The 20,507-nt window shown below is 59.6% G+C and carries 21 protein-coding genes; 16 read left to right on the plus strand and 5 right to left on the minus strand.

Annotated elements, in window-relative coordinates; all coding sequences use genetic code 11:
• Positions 1-41: 41 nt before the first annotated feature.
• Positions 42-140 (minus strand): isopropylmalate isomerase, encoded by a 99-nt coding sequence (locus ACR0MO_RS18380; RefSeq protein WP_170455888.1) that lies wholly within the window; start codon positions 138-140, stop codon positions 42-44.
• Between the two features lie 233 nt (positions 141-373).
• On the opposite strand from ACR0MO_RS18380, the gene rsfS reads away from it, so the two are divergent.
• The 3 genes from rsfS to ACR0MO_RS18395 are packed head-to-tail and all read left to right on the plus strand — an operon-like array spanning position 374 to position 1,735.
• Positions 374-733 carry a ribosome silencing factor gene (rsfS, locus tag ACR0MO_RS18385; RefSeq protein ID WP_039525373.1) on the plus strand — a complete coding sequence of 120 codons (360 nt, stop codon included), beginning with the start codon at positions 374-376 and terminating at the stop codon, positions 731-733.
• Between the two features lie 44 nt (positions 734-777).
• A complete protein-coding gene (gene rlmH / locus ACR0MO_RS18390) occupies positions 778-1,248 on the plus strand; it encodes a 23S rRNA (pseudouridine(1915)-N(3))-methyltransferase RlmH (RefSeq protein ID WP_480627168.1) in 471 nt (156 codons plus the stop codon).
• Between the two features lies 1 nt (position 1,249).
• A complete protein-coding gene (locus ACR0MO_RS18395) occupies positions 1,250-1,735 on the plus strand; it encodes a flavodoxin family protein (protein ID WP_480892671.1) in 486 nt (161 codons plus the stop codon).
• A gap of 3 nt (positions 1,736-1,738) precedes the next feature.
• On the opposite strand, the gene ACR0MO_RS18400 is transcribed toward ACR0MO_RS18395, so the two are convergent.
• Positions 1,739-2,086: a hypothetical protein gene (locus ACR0MO_RS18400; protein ID WP_170455882.1), complete on the minus strand. Its 348-nt coding sequence runs from the start codon at positions 2,084-2,086 to the stop codon at positions 1,739-1,741.
• A 35-nt stretch (positions 2,087-2,121) separates the two neighbouring features.
• Positions 2,122-2,832, minus strand: coding sequence for a DUF599 domain-containing protein (locus ACR0MO_RS18405; RefSeq protein WP_480781893.1), 711 nt, complete (start codon positions 2,830-2,832; stop codon positions 2,122-2,124).
• Between the two features lie 82 nt (positions 2,833-2,914).
• Here ACR0MO_RS18405 and ACR0MO_RS18410 point away from each other — a divergent pair, with 82 nt between their 5' ends.
• The 7 genes from ACR0MO_RS18410 to ACR0MO_RS18440 all read left to right on the plus strand — a co-directional run bounded on the left by ACR0MO_RS18410 (position 2,915) and on the right by ACR0MO_RS18440 (position 9,786).
• Positions 2,915-4,354, plus strand: a complete 1,440-nt coding sequence (locus tag ACR0MO_RS18410; protein WP_480892674.1) for an FAD-linked oxidase C-terminal domain-containing protein — start codon at positions 2,915-2,917, stop codon at positions 4,352-4,354.
• A gap of 67 nt (positions 4,355-4,421) precedes the next feature.
• Positions 4,422-5,522 (plus strand): glycolate oxidase subunit GlcE, encoded by a 1,101-nt coding sequence (gene glcE / locus ACR0MO_RS18415; RefSeq protein WP_170455876.1) that lies wholly within the window; start codon positions 4,422-4,424, stop codon positions 5,520-5,522.
• Positions 5,523-5,526: 4 nt separating this feature from the next.
• Positions 5,527-6,846 (plus strand): glycolate oxidase subunit GlcF, encoded by a 1,320-nt coding sequence (gene glcF / locus ACR0MO_RS18420; RefSeq protein WP_480892677.1) that lies wholly within the window; start codon positions 5,527-5,529, stop codon positions 6,844-6,846.
• 110 nt (positions 6,847-6,956) lie between these two features.
• Entirely contained in the window at positions 6,957-7,748 is a 792-nt protein-coding gene (locus ACR0MO_RS18425) for a trypsin-like serine peptidase (protein WP_480892680.1), read from the plus strand.
• Complete coding sequence (locus ACR0MO_RS18430) at positions 7,745-8,560, plus strand: trypsin-like serine protease (protein WP_170455872.1); 816 nt, start codon at positions 7,745-7,747, stop codon at positions 8,558-8,560. The genes ACR0MO_RS18425 and ACR0MO_RS18430 overlap by 4 nt, the downstream gene beginning before the upstream one ends.
• A gap of 124 nt (positions 8,561-8,684) precedes the next feature.
• Positions 8,685-9,152 carry an Hsp20 family protein gene (locus ACR0MO_RS18435; protein ID WP_170455870.1) on the plus strand — a complete coding sequence of 156 codons (468 nt, stop codon included), beginning with the start codon at positions 8,685-8,687 and terminating at the stop codon, positions 9,150-9,152.
• Positions 9,153-9,372: 220 nt separating this feature from the next.
• Positions 9,373-9,786 (plus strand): DUF7684 family protein, encoded by a 414-nt coding sequence (locus ACR0MO_RS18440; RefSeq protein WP_170455868.1) that lies wholly within the window; start codon positions 9,373-9,375, stop codon positions 9,784-9,786.
• A gap of 116 nt (positions 9,787-9,902) precedes the next feature.
• On the opposite strand, the gene ACR0MO_RS18445 is transcribed toward ACR0MO_RS18440, so the two are convergent.
• Both ACR0MO_RS18445 and ACR0MO_RS18450 read right to left on the minus strand, forming a co-directional pair.
• On the minus strand, positions 9,903-12,086 hold the full coding sequence (locus tag ACR0MO_RS18445) for an esterase-like activity of phytase family protein (RefSeq protein ID WP_480892683.1): 2,184 nt from the start codon (positions 12,084-12,086) through the stop codon (positions 9,903-9,905).
• A 133-nt stretch (positions 12,087-12,219) separates the two neighbouring features.
• On the minus strand, positions 12,220-13,695 hold the full coding sequence (locus ACR0MO_RS18450; protein WP_170524226.1) for an NAD-dependent succinate-semialdehyde dehydrogenase: 1,476 nt from the start codon (positions 13,693-13,695) through the stop codon (positions 12,220-12,222).
• Between the two features lie 283 nt (positions 13,696-13,978).
• Here ACR0MO_RS18450 and ACR0MO_RS18455 point away from each other — a divergent pair, with 283 nt between their 5' ends.
• Genes ACR0MO_RS18455 through ACR0MO_RS18480 form a run of 6 tightly spaced genes read left to right on the plus strand, consistent with a single transcriptional unit; the run spans position 13,979 to position 20,506 of the window.
• Positions 13,979-15,058, plus strand: coding sequence for a coiled-coil domain-containing protein (locus tag ACR0MO_RS18455; RefSeq protein ID WP_170524229.1), 1,080 nt, complete (start codon positions 13,979-13,981; stop codon positions 15,056-15,058).
• Between the two features lie 42 nt (positions 15,059-15,100).
• Entirely contained in the window at positions 15,101-15,439 is a 339-nt protein-coding gene (locus tag ACR0MO_RS18460; RefSeq protein WP_480892686.1) for a hypothetical protein, read from the plus strand.
• A gap of 33 nt (positions 15,440-15,472) precedes the next feature.
• Positions 15,473-16,591, plus strand: coding sequence for a hypothetical protein (locus ACR0MO_RS18465; protein ID WP_480892689.1), 1,119 nt, complete (start codon positions 15,473-15,475; stop codon positions 16,589-16,591).
• Between the two features lie 56 nt (positions 16,592-16,647).
• Entirely contained in the window at positions 16,648-18,579 is a 1,932-nt protein-coding gene (locus ACR0MO_RS18470) for an AAA family ATPase (protein ID WP_480892692.1), read from the plus strand.
• Entirely contained in the window at positions 18,576-19,172 is a 597-nt protein-coding gene (locus ACR0MO_RS18475; RefSeq protein WP_480585918.1) for a hypothetical protein, read from the plus strand. The genes ACR0MO_RS18470 and ACR0MO_RS18475 overlap by 4 nt, the downstream gene beginning before the upstream one ends.
• A complete protein-coding gene (locus ACR0MO_RS18480; protein ID WP_480892695.1) occupies positions 19,169-20,506 on the plus strand; it encodes a DUF6638 family protein in 1,338 nt (445 codons plus the stop codon). The genes ACR0MO_RS18475 and ACR0MO_RS18480 overlap by 4 nt, the downstream gene beginning before the upstream one ends.
• Position 20,507 lies beyond the last annotated feature (1 nt).

Below are 20,507 nucleotides of genomic sequence, written 5' to 3' on the forward strand. Positions count from 1 at the left end.
CGTATTTAGATGAGAATAGCTGGCGAGTGGCTGGACGCCGCCTATAGGCGGGCCAGAACCGTGCGGGCAGCCCCAAAGAACCGTTCACGCAGGCGCGCGCGGTCTTGCAGGTCGATATTCGGGGCCGTATGAGGTCTCATAAGCGGTCAGATATAGATACTGGCCGAGTCTATCAAGGTCCCTTACGACCCCGCAGATGCCGTCAGGGCACAATGCTGTGTGGGTTCCGGGGGCCTTCATTGAAATGTCACGAGGTGCTTGTTACCTTATAAGTATCCCTGCGCCGGGGATCTGACGGCGCGCAGCAAAGGAGGACTATGTCCTGTCTCTACATACTCAGGCGGGTTTGCCTGCCGAAGATGGGGCCAGCGTGATGGCCCACTCTCAGTCAATCAGCGACAAGCTGCTTGAACGTATCCTTTCCTCACTTTCCGATGACAAGGCCGAAGACGTTGTGCAGATCAACCTGCAAGGCAAGTCTTCTGTTGCAGATCACATGGTGATTGCCTCGGGTCGTTCGACCCGGCAGGTTTCGGCCATGGCGGAAAAGCTGACGGATCGCATCAAGCAGGAATTCGGTTTCACCTCGAAGGTCGAAGGCAAGGATGCCGGCGACTGGGTGCTGATCGATACGGGCGACGTGATCGTCCATATCTTCCGCCCCGAAGTGCGCGAATTCTACCAGCTGGAAAAGATGTGGCTGCCTGCGGGCGGCAGCGCCTCGGCGAACTGAGGCGCCATCCCGGCCCGTATTAAGGGGCCGGAGGCGAGAGAGATATGCGTATCAGCATAGTTGCGGTCGGGCGATTGCGCGCCGGGCCCGAGAAGTCCCTGCTTGACGATTACCTGACCCGATTTGACCGGACCGGCCGTAGCCTGGGCCTTGGTCCTGCGCGGGTGATCGAGGTTGAGGACAAGAAAAGCGCAGGCATGGGGGCCGAGGCCGCGCTGCTGCGCAAGGCGCTTCCCAAGGGGGCGGTGATCTGCACGCTGGATGAGCGGGGGCGGGTCATGTCCTCGCCCGATTTTGCGCAAAAACTGGGCGGCTGGCGCGATGCCGGGCGGCAGGATCTGGCGCTGATCATTGGCGGGGCGGACGGGATCGACCCCAGCCTGCGGGCTGAGGCGGATTTTTCCATCTCATTCGGGTCGATGGTCTGGCCCCATATGCTGGTCCGTGTGATGCTGGCCGAACAACTCTACCGGGCCGCAACCATCCTGTCGGGCGGCCCCTATCACCGGGTCTGACATGGCGCAGCTTCTGATCGTTTACCATTCGCGCACCGGCGGAGCCCGGCAGATGGCCGAAGCGGCGGCTGAGGCCGGGCGTGACGAGGCTGAGGTTGTTCTGAAATTCGCCGATCAGGCCGGGCCTGAGGATTTGCTCTCCGCCGATGGCTATATCTTCTGCACGCCCGAGAATCTGGCGGCGATTTCGGGTCTGATGAAGGAGTTTTTCGACCGCAGCTACTATCCGGTGCTGGGCCGGATCGAGGGCCGCCCCTATGCCCAGATGATCTGCGCCGGGTCAGACGGAGAGAACGCCGCCCGTCAAACTGCTCGCATCGCCACCGGCTGGCGGTTGAAAGAGGTTCAGCCGCCGCTGATCATCTGCACCCATGCGCAGACGCCCGAGGCAATTCTGGCCGAAAAGACAATCCCCGACGAACAGCTTGAGCACTGTCGTGAGATCGGTGCTGCGATGGCCGCTGGGCTAAGCCTTGGGGTGTTCTGAGCGTCAGTTCAGATCGATGACCGTGGTGTCTTCGGCCCAGCCGCCGACATTGTCACGCGCCTGTATCTGCACCTGCGCGGTGCCTTCGGGAATGGCGACGCCACCAAGTGATCGGGTAAAGGGTTGCTCATCCACATGCGGATGATGCAGCACGCGCATCCCCAGCTCATTCCCGTCCATGTCCAGCACACGCCAGCCATCTGCGTAATCGTCCCAGCCGGTGTCAGGATGCCGGATGGTGACGTCAAACCGCCATGTATCGCCGCTTTGGCGGGCCGAGACCTCCTCGATTGTCGGCGGATCGGCCAGGACGGGCGTGGCAAACAGGGCGGTAAGAATCAGATAACGCATGGGTAGACCATAATTTGTTAAGCGCAGTATTGCGATCACGTCTTGGTGTCAGGCGGCAAGGTCAAAAGAACTGAGCGAGAGTGCGAGGCGAACTCACGCCGGTAGAGAACGCCAACCGTGATGGCTGTTCCAAGGATCAGCGTGATGGGCCCCAGGAACCAGGCCAAAGAGGCAAGAGCGAAATAGGTGGCCCGCAGCGCGCGGTTGAAGCTGCGGGCGGCGGTCACGCAAATCTCGGCCGACTGGGCCGCGCGAGGGTAGGCCTGTGCGTCCTCCGGGTCGTTCGGAACAGCAGCCATCAGCACGGCGCAATAGCCAAACAGACGGTGCGCCCAAACATATTTCAGAAAGGCATTGGCCAGAAACAGGATCACGACCAGTATCTTGATCTCCCACACCAGCGCAGGCGCGCTGCCGATGGCCAGATCGCTGGCGACACCGGACAGTTGTTCGGTATTGCCCAGCAGGGCCAGCCCGCCGCCAATGGCGATCATCGTGGTCGAGGCGAAGAACGTACTGCCCTGCCGCATCGCCGCCACGACCTGCGCGTCGAACATGCGCGGTTGCCGGGTGACCATCTCGCGCATCCAGTCCCGGCGGAAGTCGTCCATCATCATGGAAACGGATCGCCTGTTGGGTAAGGGATGCTCGATCTTCCAGCCGATCCCCTGCCAGGCCCCGATCAGCAACAGGATGGCGACATAGTCCAGTGTCGAAAACAGAAGCGCGCGATCAATCCAGGTCATGGGCGCGACAGTAGGCACAGATCATTGAACTTGCCAGATCGATAAATTGGTAATATTATTTTACCAAATTGGAGGATCAGCAATGGACATGCCCCAGCCAAATCCCGATGTGCTTGCACGCAAGCAAAGCGTTCTGGCGCGTTTGCTGCAGGTTTTGCCCGGGGATGCGGTGATTCACGACCCGGCGGAAACGCGCGCTTATGAATGTGATGCGCTGACCGCCTATCGCTGTCCGCCGATGCTGGCGGTGTTGCCATCAACCACGCAAGAGGTCTCGGACGTTTTGCGCATCTGCCATGATGAGGGCGTGCCGGTGGTCCCGCGCGGGTCCGGCACATCGCTGGCGGGCGGAGCGCTGCCCACGGCGGATTGCGTGATTCTGGGTGTGGCGCGCATGAATGAGGTGCTGGAGACGGATTACGACAACCGCTTCATCCGCGTTCAGACCGGTCGCACCAATCTGAGTGTGACCGGCGCGGTCGAGGAGGAGGATTTCTTCTATGCGCCCGATCCGTCCTCGCAACTGGCTTGCGCGATTGCGGGGAACATCGCGATGAACTCGGGCGGGGCGCATTGTCTGAAATACGGTGTGACCACCAATAACCTGTTAGGCGTCAAGATGGTGATGATGGATGGCAGCGTTGTCGAGATCGGCGGCGCGCATCTGGATTCCGGTGGGCTGGACCTGTTGGGTGTGATCTGCGGCTCTGAAGGGCAGTTGGGCGTCGTGACCGAGGCAACGCTGCGCATTCTGCGCAAGCCCGAAGGCGCGCGGCCTGTGCTGATGGGGTTCGATGACAATGAGGTGGCCGGGCAATGCGTTTCGGACATTATCAAGTCGGGCATCCTGCCGGTGGCGATCGAGTTCATGGATACGCTGTGCATCAAGGCCTGCGAGAACTTCGCCCATGCGGGTTATCCCGATTGCACGGCTTTGCTGATAGTCGAAGTCGAGGGGTCCGAGGCCGAGATCGACTATCAGCTTTCGAAGATCATCGAGATTGCCAAGCGTCACAACCCGGTCGAATTGCGCGAGAGCCAGTCGGCGGAAGAAAGCGCCAAGATTTGGCTGGGGCGGAAGTCGGCCTTTGGGGCGATGGGGCAGATGAATGACTATATGTGCCTGGACGGGACGATCCCCGTGTCGTCCTTACCCGAGGTGTTGCGCCGGATCGGTGAGTTGAGCGAGGAATATGGCCTGCCCGTAGGCAATGTCTTCCATGCGGGCGATGGCAACATGCACCCCTTGATCCTGTTCGATGCCAACAAGCCCGGTGATCTTGAGAAATGCGAGGCGTTTGGCGCGGATATCCTGAAGCTGTGCGTCGATGTCGGCGGGTGCCTGACCGGAGAGCATGGGGTGGGAATCGAAAAGCGGGATCTGATGTCGCATCAATACACGCCCGCCGATCTTGAGGCGCAGATGGCGGTAAAGGATGTGTTCGACCCACGGTGGCTGCTGAATCCGGCCAAGGTGTTTCCATTGGATGCGTCGCAAGGGCGGCGGATGGCGGCGGAATGAGGGGCCAGCCCCTCTTGGCCCTGCGGGCCAATTCACCCCGCCGTATTTTTGAACAAGAAGAAGTATCATGAGACCTGAGACAGAGATGGAACTGGCCGAGATCGTGGCCGGGCTGAACGGGCCGGTGCGTATTGAGGGCGGCGGCACGCGCGGCGTGCAGGGACCCGAGCCGGTTTTGAGCACGGCCGCTCTGAGCGGAATAACGCTTTATGAGCCGGGTGCGCTGACCTTGGTGGCGCGGGCGGGGACCCCGGTGGCTGAGATCGAGGCTGCATTGGCAGCGGAAGGGCAGCAACTGGCGTTTGAGCCTGCGGATTATCGGGTACTGCTTAGACATTCGGGAGAGCCGACGATTGGTGGGGTCGTGGCCGCCAATATCTCGGGCCCGCGCCGGGTGCAGGCCGGGGCGTGCCGGGATTTTCTGCTTGGCGTGCGCTTTGTCGATGGGCGCGGCCAGGTGGTCAAGAATGGCGGGCGGGTGATGAAGAACGTCACCGGCTATGATCTGGTCAAGCTGATGGCCGGGTCCTGGGGCACTTTGGGCGTGTTGACCGAGGTATCGTTGAAGGTGCTGCCCATGCCCAAGGCGACGGCGACTTTGGGCGTTTCGGCCCCCCATGTCGCGAGTGCGATTGAGGTTCTGTCTGCGGCGTTGAAATCCCCCTTCGAGGTCAGCGGCGCCGCGTATGATCCAGCGATGGGGCAGGCTCTGCTACGGGTTGAGGGGTTTGAGGATTCGGTTGCCTATCGCGCGGAGCGGTTGCAGACGGTTTTATCCGGGTTTGGCGAGGTTTCGCGCATGGAAAACCCTGAAGATATTTGGTGCGCGATCCGGGATGCCCGCGCGTTTGCGGGCAAGGATGGCGATGTCTGGCGTATCTCGGTCAAGCCGAGCGACGCACCTGAGATTTCTGCGCGGCTTGAGGCCAGCGGGCTGTTGCTGGATTGGGGTGGCGGATTGATCTGGGCGCTGGTGGATGACGGGTCGGACGTTCGGGCGCGATTGGGGGATTTTTCAGGCCATGCAACGCTGGTGCGGGCGGCCCCGGAGACGGTGAATGCTCTGGGCCGGTTTCAGCCTGAACCCGCACAGGTTGCAGCCTTGACCCGTGGGTTGCGGCAGCGGTTCGACCCGCATGGCCGTTTCAATCCGGGCCTGATGGGGTAGACAGATGCAGACGACATTTACCGAAAAGCAACTGCAGGACCCGGCGATCCGGCGCTCCAATGAAATTCTGCGCAGTTGCGTGCATTGCGGCTTTTGCACTGCCACATGCCCCACCTATCAGGTGCTGGGGGATGAGCTCGACAGCCCGCGCGGTCGCATCTACCTGATCAAGGACATGCTGGAGAATGAGCGTGTGCCGGATGAGAAAACGGTCAAACATATCGACCGTTGTTTGTCTTGCCTCGCTTGCATGACGACCTGCCCGTCGGGGGTGCATTACATGCATTTGGTCGATCACGCGCGGGAATATATCGAGAACAATTACAAGCGCCCTCTGTCGGATCGGGTATTGCGCTGGGTGCTGGCGCAAATTCTGCCCTATCCGATGCGGTTTCGTTGGGCCCTGATTGGGGCCAAGCTGGGCCGTCCGTTTCGGTTCCTGATGCCGGATGCGCGGTTGCGGGCAATGCTGGACATGGCACCGAAACAGATCCCTCCGGTCAGTCGCAATGACGATCCGCAGAGCTTTGCGCCCATCGGCCCGCGCAGAAAACGCGTCGCGCTGATGACGGGCTGTGCGCAAAAGGCTCTGAACACCGATATCAACGATGCCACGATCCGGTTGCTGACCCGATTGGGATGCGAAGTTGTGGTGGCCGAGGGGGCCGGGTGTTGCGGTGCCTTGACCCATCACATGGGCAAAAGCCGCGACAGCCACGCGGCGGCAGCGGCGAATATCCGCGCCTGGACGCGCGAGATGGACGGGGACGGGCTGGACGCCATCGTTATCAACACCTCGGGCTGCGGCACCACGGTCAAGGATTACCGGCATATGTTCCGCAATGATGCGCTGGCCGAGGATGCGGCCCGGGTGTCGGCGATTGCCATGGATGTCAGCGAAGTTCTGATGCAGTTGGAGCTGCCTGAGCAATCGGATCAGGATCTGACCGTGGCCTATCACGCTGCCTGTTCTTTGCAACATGGGCAGCAGATCAAGACTTATCCAAAGGACCTTTTGAAGCGTGCCGGGTTCAAGGTGGTGGAGCCTGCCGACAGCCATTTGTGCTGTGGAAGCGCGGGCACCTATAACCTGATGCAGCCGGAAATCTCGGGCCAGTTGAAGCAGCGCAAGGTCAAAACGCTTGAGGCGAAACGGCCCGATATTATCGCTGCGGGGAATATCGGCTGCATGATGCAGATCGGCTCGGCCACCGAGGTTCCGATTGTGCATACGGTCGAGCTGTTGGACTGGGCAACCGGGGGGCCGAAGCCCCGGGCACTGACCACCAGCCGGGCAAATCAAGACGTGCCAATCCTGCGCTGAAACCGCGTGATGCCCGGTGGCATCATATCGGTCACAAAACCCAACCCGCCCTATTTTCGCCGCACGCGCCCCATAAGACAGTGGGCCGGAGGAAACGGGCGGAGTACCGCGTGCGCAAATGGATCAAAGCGATGGCGCTGTGCGTGTTGCCTTTCACGGCAGCGGCACAGGACACTGGGCTTAAAAGCCTGGAAACCTCTGATTCCGGTCGGGATTGGATGGCTGTCGGTCGGTTGAACATCAAGGGCGTGGGGTTTTGCACCGGCACGCTGGTTGCGCCGAATCTGGTCCTGACCGCCGCGCATTGCCTTTTCAACAAAGCCACCGGTCAGATCATCGATCTGGCGGATATCGAATTTCTAGCAGGCTGGCGTCTGGGGCGGGCCTTGGCCTATCGCGATGCACGGCAGGCAGTGATTCACCCAGGCTATAGCTTTGGTGCCGACGCGTCGCCTGACCGTGTCAGCACGGATATTGCCTTGATCGAGCTGTGGCAGCCAATTCGAAACACCTCCGTGACCCCGTTTGACACCGGCGCGCAGCCGAAACGCGGCGAAGAGGTCGGCGTGGTGTCCTACGCGGCGGATCGGGCCGAGGCCCCGTCGTTGCAAGAGGTCTGTTCGGTCATGAATCGGCAGGCGGGCATTCTGGTCATGTCCTGCGATGTGGATTTCGGGGCTTCCGGCGCGCCAGTCTTTTCCTTCTCGGGGCCCGAGCCGCGCATCGTCTCGGTCGTGGCCGCCAAGGCCAGCATGGACGGGCAAAGCGTGGCCATTGGCACCGCAGTCGAACACGCGCTTGAGCTGTTGCAGGCCGAGCTTGCGGCAGGGCGCGGGTTCACATCCTCGGCGTCAGGAAACGGTGGGGGCAAAAACGTAGGGGCGAGGTTCGTCAAGCCATGATCAGGGTCATTCTTTGTTTTCTTCTCGGTCTTTCTGTCATTGCAACCACCGCGCAGGCCCAGACCAACAAGCGCAAACTGACAGATCGAGAGGATCTGTACGGGTGGGAAGCGATTGGCCGGCTGGACGTCGGCACGCGTTCCTTCTGTACCGGAACGCTGATTGCACAGGATCTGGTTTTGACCGCCGCACATTGCGCTTTGGACAAACGGACGGGCAAACCTTATGTGCCGGGCGAGGTTACGTTTCGCGCGGGCCTCAGCAACGGCACCGCGTTGGCTGAACGCAAGGTGGTGCAGATCGCCGCCCATCCCGGTTATGTCGCAAACGCGCCCCTGTCCGTTCAAAGCATTCAGGACGATGTCGCCCTGATGCGGCTGGAAGAACCGATCCCCTATGACATTGCCGACCCGTTTGCCCTGCATAACGGGCGGGTGGCGAACGGAGAGATCAGCATCGCCTCATACGGACGCGGACGGGCCGAGGCGATTACGCGCGAACGCTCGTGCCGTATTCTGCAACGGCGGCAGGGGCTGATCACCTTTGATTGCGACATCACCTTCGGCTCGTCCGGGTCAGCCATTCTGGCCAAGAACGGCTCGCGCTGGCAGATTTTGTCCGTGGTTTCGGCCGTCAGTGTGCAGGGTGGCCGAAAGACCGGATTTGGGATGGAGCTTGAGGGCGTGGTCTCGGACCTCAAAGCAATCATGCGCCGCGACGCGCCCCAGCCCAAAGCGTCGATCCGCCGGTTGCAGGTCGGAACCGGCAAGTCCAGTTCCGGCGCGAAATTCATCAGCTCGGGCGGGGGTTGAACTTGGTCAAAATGCTACCCATGTGAACTGTACCGGGTCGCCACAAACGGGGCCTGGCAGTTGAAATCGCCCGTCCGTTCGGAGGGCATATATCGTAAATCGCTCAAGGATGAGGATACGACACATGCGTACATTTGATTTTGCACCGCTGCACCGCGCCACCATTGGCTTTGACCAGATCGCCGACATGATGGACCGCGTTCTGACCAATGACGTGGCTCAGCCCAGCTATCCCCCATACAATATCGAGAAAACCGACGCAGACACCTACCGGATTTCCGTCGCTGTCGCTGGTTTTTCCGAAGCAGACCTGTCCGTCGAAGTGAAGGAAAACTCGCTTGTCGTGGCCGGTAAGAAAGCCGCCGAGGATCAGGAGCGCAGCTATCTGCACCGTGGCATCGCCACCCGCGCATTCGAGCGTCGTTTCGCGCTGGCCGACCACGTCCGCGTCACCGGCGCGAGCCACGAAAACGGTATGCTGAACATCGACCTGAAGCGCGAAGTGCCCGAAGCCCTGAAACCGCGCCGGATCGAGATTTCTTCGGCCAAAGCCATCGAGAAGGACGTGGTTGACGCCAAAGCGGTCAACTAACACGCTTTAACGTTCCGCGGCAGTCGCCTCCTCCCAGACTGCCGCAACACACGCCCCGCGTTCCTCCAGACGCGGGGCGTTGTTTTTGTGTCTGGAGGTTCGCTATGCGGACAAACCTGCCGTTCGCAAAGGCTGTTAGATGTCTGTTTTGACATCAATCCATACATCTCATAGTTGATACGAACTTGACTTTGGCGCGTTTACATCGCCCAATTTTATGATGTTCAAGTACCTGTTTCTCCCTGCCGATATTCCAATTTCGGTTCCAAAAGAAATGACGAGCTTCAAGTGCCTCATACTTATTGAGCGCGAGGTGGATGCTGACTACAGGCACGAAGTCAGCGGGGCTCTCGTGAAAGCTGGGTGTCTCTTTGCTTTGGCGTGGGGTCTAGACTGCACCTTGTGGGACGATAGCGTGGATTGGGCTTTTCTTGAACTCTATGACTACGGCGAATACCCCGAAGAAAAGTTCGTAATGACTTCGTGGCATGACGAAGAAACGCTTGAAGAAGCCGTGGAGTTCGCGAAGCATTGCACCAAGTATTCTGACGTAAAACTAGACGACATTCTGGTTCTCGATTTTGGGCCCCAGGAGCGCGGGGACTTTATCGAGAAGCTTTACCTGAACATGTGATGGCCGCCATTCGTCTGTCACGCAGCATCCGGTAGTTTGGGCTCAAAGCTGACGTCAAAAAACAAGATGACCCCGCACAAATTCGCGCGGGGTCATCCAACGTGTTGCAAGTGGGTTCAATTCCCAGCAGTTACCGACCCGATCGACCAGAACATCGTCTCGCCCGAGGCATCGTCGACGCCGTCATTGTCGGTCATAACAAATGCCTCGCCCGAGGGCAGGATGGCCAGACCTTCGATCTTGTCCAGAACGTAACCGCCGGTCGAGGTCAGGTCGGGCAGCAGGTCGCGGACCTCTTCCTTGCTGACCACAGGCAGTGGGCCGCCCAGCGGGGCCGGGGTCATTTCGGACAGCGGGATGCGGTAGATCTTTTTGGTCACGGCGCGGTGGTCGTGCTGGTTGTCGCGTTCGATGACATAGACATGGTCACCGAAGGCCACGATTTCCGACAGGCCAACCCAGCCTGTTTCCGGATCCGCCTTGGGATAATGCACCGCTCCCCATTCCTGGGTCTCCAGATTGTAGGCGACCAGTTTCACGTGGTTTTCCGGGTCGTCCTGCCATTCGCGCTGAACCGCCATCCACAGGGTGTCGCCAGTCTTGGTGATGCCCTCAAAACCAAAGCGCTTTTCGACGGCCATCAATTCCGGCGGCAGGCCAATCTCGCCCTTGCGGTCCTTGATCAGACCGTCGGCCGAGACATGGTAGATCGCGTGCGGGATCACCCGGTCAGTGCGACCTTCCGAGGCGACGTAGAAGCCGCCCTTGCCGTCCAGCGTGATGCCTTCCAGGTCCAGCTTCTGCGCCGGGTTGCCGTCTTGACGGTGAATGCGGATCACGTCCACGATGCGGGCGGGCTGCTGGCTGGGGTCGATCTTGAAGATCGACGGCTGGAAACCGTAAAAGCTGTCATTGACCGCATAGATCATGCCGTCCTCATCCGCGACCAGACCGGAGAGTGCGCCCCAACCGATCAGTTCATCCGCGCCTTCCGAAGTGAGGTGCGGATAGCTGGCGGGGGCGTCCTGATACTCGAAGATCGAGACATGCGCGCGCGGGCCGCCATCTTCGATCAGGTCCTTTTCGTTGGCCGAGATCAGCAGGTTGCGCTCGGGGATCGCCACGTACCCTTCCGGACCAACTCCCGAGGGCAGCAGTTGTTTCAACACCGGATTGGCCGGGTCGGTGGCGTCATAGACACCAACGACCGAGGCACGCTCGGCCCCGACAAAGATCATCGGCGTGCCGTCAAAGGTGGCTGCGGTCACGCTTTCGGGCTCTACGCCTTTGCTGTCCGAGCGTTTATCCGGGTAGTGGCCGATCTGGATGATCGCCTTCTCGAACTCGGTGCCATTCTCGTAAACAACGGTTCCGTCCTTGTGGAAGATGGTCCAACCGCGCGAACCGCCCTGATAGTCGCCTTCGTTGGCGGTGGCGAAGTGGCTGTCGTCGATCCATTTCACTGCATCGGGTTCACGCAGGCGGCCCGGCTGGCTTTCGGTGAAGATCAGCGCGCCGCGTTCGTCGGTGGCGTCGATGCCTTCCAGATCCACGTTGCCTGCCGAGAAATGACTGACCACATTGCCGTCCTTGTCGACAACCGCAATGTGGTTGTTTTCCTGCAAGGTAACGACGGTTTCGCCGAGGGCGTTGATGTCAACAAACTCCGGTTCGGGATCGGTGGGCGCAACTTCGGCCAAACCGGTCAGCGAGGCCATTTTCATGCCCGCGCAATCCAGCGCGCCGTCTTTCAGTGGCACCAGTGCCAGCGATCCGGCGGGCAATTGCGGGATGATGCCGTCGTTCAGGTCTTCGTCCCGCTCATTCTCGATCGCTACGGCAACAAAGCTGCCATCGGGTGCGATCGCCACGCTGTCGGGCTGACCGCCGAGATCACAAGCACCGGTTTCGGCCTTACCCGCGATATCGACCGAGATCAGCTTGCCCGAAGGCGCAGTGTAGCTTTCCGACGTGTTCACGCCCACAAAAGCCGTGTCGCCAACGATCCCAACCGAGGTTGGCTCACCCCCCACTTCCATCGCACCCAACGGCGCAGGGTTCGCGGGGTCGCTGATGTCGATCATGCCGATCACGCCCAACGGGCTGTCGGTATAGACCAGCGTCATACCATCCGCAGTGGCCGCGATGATCTCGGGTGAGGTTTCGCGAGTGGTATCGGCCCCTTCGGCCATGTTCTTGACGACGGGGAAAGACGCAATTCGGTTGAAATTCATCTCCGCCATGGCCTGACCGGCAGTCAGGGCAAGGGCAGATGTCAGGCAGACATAGCGCAATGACATCGGTTGGGATCCTCTCTGGGTTGGTCGCCAGAGGGATGACCCCGGTTCATTGCGGTATTGTGACGGTTTCGATTCAGTTTGATGACAAGCGCATCAGGGTCGGCCACCGCCCGAAGGCGATGGCCGGATTGGATCAGACCGACAGGCAGACGTATTTCATTTCCAGATAGTCTTCCATGCCGTGATGGCTGCCTTCGCGGCCCAGACCGGATTGTTTGACGCCGCCGAACGGGCCAAGCTCGGTCGAGATGATGCCGGTGTTCACGCCGACGATGCCATATTCCAGCGCCTCGGCCACTTTGTAGACGCGGCTCAGGTCCTTGGCGTAGAAATACGAGGCCAGACCGAAGATTGTGTCATTGGCCATTGCGATCACGTCATCTTCGTCTTCGAACTTGAACAGCGGGGCCAGCGGGCCAAAGGTTTCGTCCTGCGCCACCATCATGTCCTGCGTTACGCCGGTCACGATGGTCGGCTGGAAGAAGGTGCCGCCCAGATCATGGGGCAGACCGCCGGTCAGCACCGCACCGCCTTTGGATGTGACGTCCTCGATATGCTCTTTGACCTTCTCGACAGCTTCGGCGTTGATCAGCGGGCCGGTTGTGGTGCCCTCGGTCAGGCCATCGCCAATCTTCAGCGCTTCGACTGCGGCCTTCAGCTTGGCTGCGAATGCGTCATACACACCGGCCTGAACGTAGATACGGTTGGCACAAACGCAGGTCTGGCCGTTGTTGCGGAACTTGCACAGCATCGCGCCTTCGACAGCCGCATCCAGATCCGCGTCGTCGAACACGATGAACGGCGCGTTGCCGCCCAGCTCCATCGAGCATTTCATCACCTGATCGGCGGCCTGTTTCAGCAGGATGCGCCCCACCTCGGTCGAGCCGGTAAAGGTCAGTTTGCGCACACCGGGGTTTTCGCAGAACTCTTTGCCAATCTCACTGGCGCGCGACGATGGCACCACGTTGAACACGCCAGCCGGGATGCCCGCCTGTTCCGCCAGAACCGCCAGAACGATCGCGGACAGAGGCGTTTCTTTGGCCGGGCGCGCCACGAAGGCACAGCCCGCAGCCAGCGCAGGCCCGGCTTTGCGGGTGATCATCGCGTTGGGGAAGTTCCACGGGGTGATCGAGGCCGCCACGCCGATGGGCTGCTTCATCACCATGATCCGCTTGTCGCGCTGGTGGCCCGGGATTGTCTCGCCATAAATACGCTTGGCTTCTTCCCCGAAGAACTCGATGAAAGACGCGCCATAGCCGATCTCACCCACGGCCTCGGCCAGTGGTTTGCCCTGTTCGGCGGTCAGGATCTTGCCCAGATCCTCGGCGTTTTCCATCATCAGATCGTACCAGCGCCGCAAGATTGCCGCGCGTTCCTTACCGGTCAGCTTGGCCCATTCCTTTTGTGCCGCCTCGGCCTGCGCAATTGCACCCGCCACCTGCGCGCGGCTGACATCGGCCACCTCGGCGACCACATCGCCCCGCGCAGGGTTGGTCACGGTGAAGGTGCCATTGTCGCCATCCACCCACTGACCGCCGATATAGGCCTTGGTCGCCAGAAGATCGGGGTTCTTGAGCAGGGATTTCAGATCGGTTGTTGCGTCCAGCATAGGTTAGCCTCCGGCAGATGTGGTTTGCGCGCACCCAAACAGGTGTTGCGGGCTTTGTCTATGGCCACTGTGGCGGGCGGATCATCCCAGTTGGCGTTCCTTTCGGTCGGGGATAGCGTTGCAGCTGCGCCGCAGTGCCGGGTTCACCGTCTGGTTGCGCCTGCTTGCCTTTCAATTCGGGTGCGAGTTTGCCAAAGTTTCCGGGATTTTGGACGTCAAGGGGATGTAAATGACCGTAACATTCCCTATCTTATTGGGTAAATAAGGAAAAAGGGATAGCAAGATGTCGAACCAGCAGTTTGAGGCGTTGATTCAGGAAACTCAGACCAAGGTGCGCGAGTCGCAATCGCAGATCGAAGGCCTGACCTCGCGCATTGAGGCCGCCCGTGCCAAGATTGGCACCGCCGAGGCGGATATCGACATCGAAAACGCCACGCTTGAAGATGTTCACGCTCATACAGAAGTGATGAACGCCAATATCGCCGAGCTGATCATGGGTCTGGACGACGTGACCAGCGCGTTTTCCAAGGATTTCGACGAGATGCGCTCGAAAACCGGGTGGGAGTCGTTTGTCGGCGTCTTCTCCAAAGGCAAATCCGAGTCGATGCGGCAGGAACGGATGCGCACCGCCAATATCGACGACAAGCTGCAGGATCTGATCGCCAAATCGGATGTGATCGTGAAGCTGCTGGAGGGTCAGCTGGCCGTACTGGAAGAACAGCGTGTGAAGGTCGAGGACAACTTGACCGTCACGCTGGACGACCGTGAGGCCACCGTGGCCGAACTGGAGGCTTTGCGCACCGAGATTCAGGGCATGGACCCGACGATTATCACTTTGGAAAACAAGATCAGCGTCGAACAGGACGCCGCCGCGCGGACCCAGCTGGAAACCGAACTGGCCGAGCTGAACAAGCAATACAACGCCAAGGTTCAGGAAGAACAGGTCAAGCTGGCCAAGTCGCAAACGCTGGAACGCTATATCGAAAAGGGCAAAACCTGGGTCGATTCACTGCAAAACCAGGCGGCGACGCAGATGGTGCTGATCAACAAGCTGCAGACAGACACGCAACAGCGCGTGGTCCTGTATGACGCCCTGACCAAATCGCTGAAAACCGCGCAGCAGCAGGACGTGGCCCACCGTATCAACGAGATCGGCGTGCAGACCGACCAAGAGGCACAGACGGCGATGGCCGCCATCGGCACCGCGACCAACCAGAAAATGGCCGACATGCTTGAGGCGCATGAGGACCACATGGTCTTTGCCCGCGATGTGCTGGAGAAAAAGGCCAAGGCCGACGAACGCTTTGCCCGTCGGTTTGCTTCGATTGTCGAGAAGCATGATAAGAATTTGTATGGGGGTTAGGCCCTTATGTGGAGTTGGAGAGTTTTTCGCAGATTTGGTTTCTTGGGCATCTTGATCGCGGTTGCAGGAAGACTGGTCTCGTTTTTCTCTGGACGAAGTGTTTCGTTGGCGGACATTGGTACAGACGCGCCATTTCGCTTCACGCTTCAAGATGACATGAACGGGATTATGTTCGCGGCACTCTTTCTTGTTTTTCTGTTTGTTTTGGTCGGTTGTTTCGGGATTCTTGCCCGCGCGCTTTTCTCCATGGCTGCTCACATTATTCGGAGCCGCGATCCACAATTCTTCAATGTGCGCCAATCGGAGGCCAATATGCTCTTTAGCTTCTTTGAACTTGATGCATTCGGAAGAGTGCGTTCCGCCAAGGGTAAAGGGCAGTGATTTCAGAATTTGAGATCCTGCTAAGAGACGCAAATGACTAACCCCACCCAAGACCATGTCGGCCTGACCGACACCTTCGCCTCGCGCCGCTATTTCCGCAAATTCGAGGTGATCACCGTCCACCTCCTGCGCGTGGCCGCGACGATGGAGGCCGAAGGCGCGATCAGCAAGCAAGAGGTGCGGATCGTGTCGCGTTACCTCTCGGGGCTGCTGTACACCTTCCGTGCGCTTTCCATGAAATACCTGCTGGTCGGGCGCGATACCGGGCGGTTCTTTGGCAGCCTCGCCATGGACAAGCGCGACAGCGGCTTTCCGGTGGCGGCCGAGTTGCTGACCATGGCCAACGACGCGCAGCAGGCGCAGGTGCATCTGGCGAATATGCCCTCGGAGGACGACCTGAAAACCGACATGGTGCGGACGATCATTGGCGACCGGGATATCCCCACCAAGCTGCAATTCGCGCTATCGCAAAGGCTCTATTACGAGGAATTGTTGAAGGGAGAGCTGTTCTGGGCGCGCAACGATCCCGAATGTCACTGGATCGGGACCGAGGGCGAGCGGCGCAAATTCCTGATCCACTGGGCGGTCTATGACAGCCAGATCAACCTGCCGGTCATTTACCTGATGCAGTTGGAGGACAGCGGCAAGACGGCCCTGCCCAAAGACCAGCGCCGCTGGCCCGAGGTGCAGGCGCATCTGATGGCGCAATCCTTAGGCGGGCTGAAACTGGTGACCATCGCCAAGGGCTTTGATCAGGATTTCGACGACCTGCACCCCAAACACATGCGCCGCATTCATGTGGGGCCGATGTATTCCTCGGCCTATACCGAGCAATCCGGCCCGCTGCGGCAGGTGCTGGAGGGCGCGCAATCTCCGCAGGGGCAGGATTGGGCGCTGGCCTGGACCATGGAAGAGTTGGAGAGCGAGGACGTGATCGAGGAGCGCGCCGGGTGGTTTTCCACCGTCGAGCGCGAGGTCTTTGCGCTGGACCCGTTCGGCGGTCAGGGGGCCGAGACCGGGGCGACGCGCACGCAACGCTCGATCATCCTGCCTCAGCGACCCTTTCAGGTGCTGGCCGAGCGCAACCCGCCGGGTTTTGCCGATGTGCGCAAGTTTGTGGTCAGCAAGTCGGGGCAGGTGTTGCGGTATTAGAATTTTTGCCTCCGGCGGGAGTATTTTAGAAAAGATGAAGCAAGGGCTGTTATGAAATGAGTTTGACGTCAGATCAGATGGAATTACGCGAGGCGGATATTCGCAAGCACTATCCGGCAGCGACTGCCTTGCTGAACGGGTTCGAACATGCGCCGCGGATTGCCAAGGCGGTTGAGGCCGCCGTTGAGCGGTCTCCGGGCGTGTCAACGGGGCGGCGGTTTCGCTCCACGACGCCGGGACTGGTGACGCGGCGCACCGTGCGGGCCGATGGCGTGCATCTGGTCGAACGGATTGAGGCCTCGGATGATGGCGATACGCTGGTCTCTCCGCCGCAGGCGACCACTCAGCAGGCGATCCGACGCGCCATTGCCATCGCTTTGGCCGTGGCCGAGGCCTATGCGGAACAGACCCCGCTGGCTGATCTGAAGCGGGCGAATTTGGCCGGGGATTTGCATGCCGCCCGCAAGACGGAATTCTCGGAATTGCTGACGGCCGAGGCTCTGATTACGTCGCACGTGTTCGGCAATGCGCTGGCTTATCTGATGTCCTCGCATCTGGGCGAAACCACCGTCGATATTGGTGAGGTCGAAGAGGTTCTGACCGACAATGGCCAGCTCGCCCTGCATGGCGCTTTGTGGGAGCTGGACCAGACCCTTGCCAAACACGCCCCCGACGATACCCACCTGATCGCCGCAACCAGTGCCTATGCCGAGCAATTGATGGATAAGGCCGCCCTGCGTGCCCAGACCGCAGGTCATCTGGCCCCGTTCCAGAACGCCGCCTGGCATATTGAGGCTGATGATCTGACGATCCGGGGCTTTGAACCCGCCTCAAAGGCCAAATCCACCACCCTGACCATGACGTTCAAGAAACCGAACGAGGTGGTCGGCAACCATATCGCCAAGTATCAGGCGATGAAGCTGGCCAAAATGCTGATGGCCTATGATTTCGACCGTCGCCTGAACCCGTTCGCGGAACTCGGCGGGTTCATCTTTACCTTCATGGGCGACGGCAAACCGGGCACCGGCAAGACCACCCTGATCCAGATGATGGCCGGGCTGATCAACGACTATTGCCAGAACGCAGGCTATCCGTTCCGCTACCAGAACCTGAGCACCGACAATATTGACAGCTATCAGGGCAAGTCCGGCCAGAACGCCAAGGCCTTTATCAACACGGTTCAAGACCCCTCGGTCATCGGTTTCGGCACCATCGACGATATCGACCAGTTAGCGGGCAAACGCGGCGACCGGCAGTCCTCAGCCGGGCAACTGGAAATCACCGCCGTTCTGATGGAGAGCTTTGCGGGCGCCAACACTGTCGTGCGCGGCAATTGCACCTTTGGCATGTTCTCGAACTACCCCGAGAATGTGGACGACGCCCTGCGCCAGCGGGCAGGCGCGCGGTTTCTGGTGGACGGGCCGCAAACGCGCGAGGATTACATCGACATTCTGCACCTGCTGATGGGCCGCAACCACGACATCCCGCTGGGCGAACACGACGCCTATGCCGCGCAGGAGATCAAAAAGGCCGTCGCCGCCAGTTTCGAAAGCCACTCCCGCCCGCACGAAGACGCCTTGTTGCAAGTCTATGACCGGGTCTCTGGCGAGATCGGCCAGATGGACACGATCGCCAAGCTGGGCACCTACCTCAAGGCGATCCAACAGGCGGATGAGCGGTTCACCGGCCGCGCGATCAAGAACATCACCGACGCGGTCAAGGTCCGCGCGATGGATTTCGAACTGCCCGACGAGTGGATGGAAAACCCCGACCTGTTCCTGTTCCGGGACTACGACACCAAGAAGGCCATGATCGAGGACCTGCGCCAGCCGATCACGGTCGAGATGGTGATGCAAGAGATCAACCGCTACGCTGACAGCGAGTTCCGCTATGCCGACAAGAGCGACGAGGTCGCCATCGAAAACGCCGTCCGCGACATGGGCCGGATGGAAGAGGCCAAGCGGCGGTATCTGGAGGGGAAGGGGTGATAGCGCTAGTTGTAGTTCTTGCCGTTTTAACTTTTTTGGCGATTACCCCAGTCGTCCTTGCAGCCCTTTCAAAGTACCCGGGTGGATTGATTGATAAGATTGAGCTTTTTGTATCGGAATTCGATGGCATACTGATCTCAATAGGCACTCTCAGCTTGGTTTCTATGCTGGCTGTTTTGACGGCGAGGTTAACGAACCAGTCAGCTGAAAGAAGGGAAAAAGCCAACAGAAAAGTTCAATCTGAGTTGAAAATCGCGGAATTCAGAAGACAGTGGATCGACGAAATGCGTTCCGACTTAACCGAGTTTTCGCGTCTAGTTTTTCATCGTGACGGAATAGACGACATTAGCCAACTCTTTGCGATTAGAACGAAAATTTACATGCGTTTGAACTTGGAAGAGAAAAAAGCGCTAGCCGTCGTTCAAGCTATGGATGAAGCGTATACAGCGGACTTTAATGAAGCGGACACTGAGACGCTAATGAAAACGCAAATACGACTCTCTAGAGTTAGCAATGAATTTTTGAGAGGCGAGTGGCGAAGACTTAAACAGGATATACTAGACGCTCAAGTTCTTGCTGAGAATGAAACATGATCCGCCTCATCGAAAAAGGCCTGATGTTCGGCAACCTCGTCCACATCTCCAGCCCGGCTCTGGTCGAGCGGTATAACCGAGCGTTGCAGCATCTGGCGGGCAAGACCACGGCGCTGACGGATTTCCATGTGGATATCTCGGGCTATTCGCCAGAGGTTGGGATTGAGCTGGAGGATGAGCTTTATCTCAACCCCAATGGGGTCAACCGGCAGTTCATCCTGCTGACGACCGAGCAGAAACGTGCGCCGCTGCTGAACGTCAAATTCTCGACCTCGCGCGATATCCTGCGCGAGTTTATCGAGATGAACGAGGCGCAGTTGTTCGCCCTGACCGCCACCGATGCGGTGGCCGGAGAACTGGTGAACTCGGTCATCAAACTCACCACGCCCCGCGATCTGCTGAACCTGCGCAAGATCGAGATTGAGGCTGACACCGCCGGCGGCACCTTGCGCAAGGCACAGCAACTGGCGGGGATGGTCGAACGGTTCAAGACCGAAGAGGATGCGTGGTTCGACGACGTATTGATCGCAAAAATGATCGAAACGGCCAAGGAAACCGGCGACGTCACTCGCAACCCGGTCCACCTGCGCCATACTGCGTTCGAGCAACGCAACTTCTGGACGGCGCATTTCGGTGGGCTCTATCTGTTCCCCGATCTGGACCACCCGGCGGCGATTTGCATGGGCGAAAAACCAGACGACCTGCCGATCAAATATGTCTTTGGCCCTTCGCAACGAAACCAGATTGCCAAGTTCCTGGACTATAACGATCTGGTTGAACCCATCGTCAAGGCGCGCAGTGTAGATGCCGCCGCGATCCTGCAACAGAAGATGGATTTCCTGACCATCGCCGCCGCCGCAGATGCCGATGTCGATCTGACCGGGCTGGATCGCAGCGACATGCGACGTCTGGCGCGCAATCATTCGGATCGCCTGCCCGAGGCGTATCACGGTCTGGCGCAACTGCTGCGCTGGGCGACCGATGGCGGGCCGTGGCCGCGCATCACCTCGGACCATCCGGCCTATTTCTACACACTGCGGGCCGCCGATACGCCAAACCGGGACCTTGTGAATATGCTGTTGTCGGAACTGGCCCCACTAGACCCGCGCCAGATGTTCATTTGCCATAAAGAGCTGTTCTACAGCACCTACAAAACCTGGCCCGAGGCCAAGAAAGCCTATGTTGCCGACTTCCTCGCGCGCGAGTATCAGGTGGACAAGGTCGGGGCCCGCGCGGCCCTGTTCGGGCATGAGCCGGATATGTCCGGCGAAGATCGGATCAGCGAGGCAGTGATCGCGCGGGTCGGGCCCTGGGGTTCGGTAAGGAAGGGCTGAG

This window comes from Ruegeria sp. K5 (genome assembly GCF_056531805.1).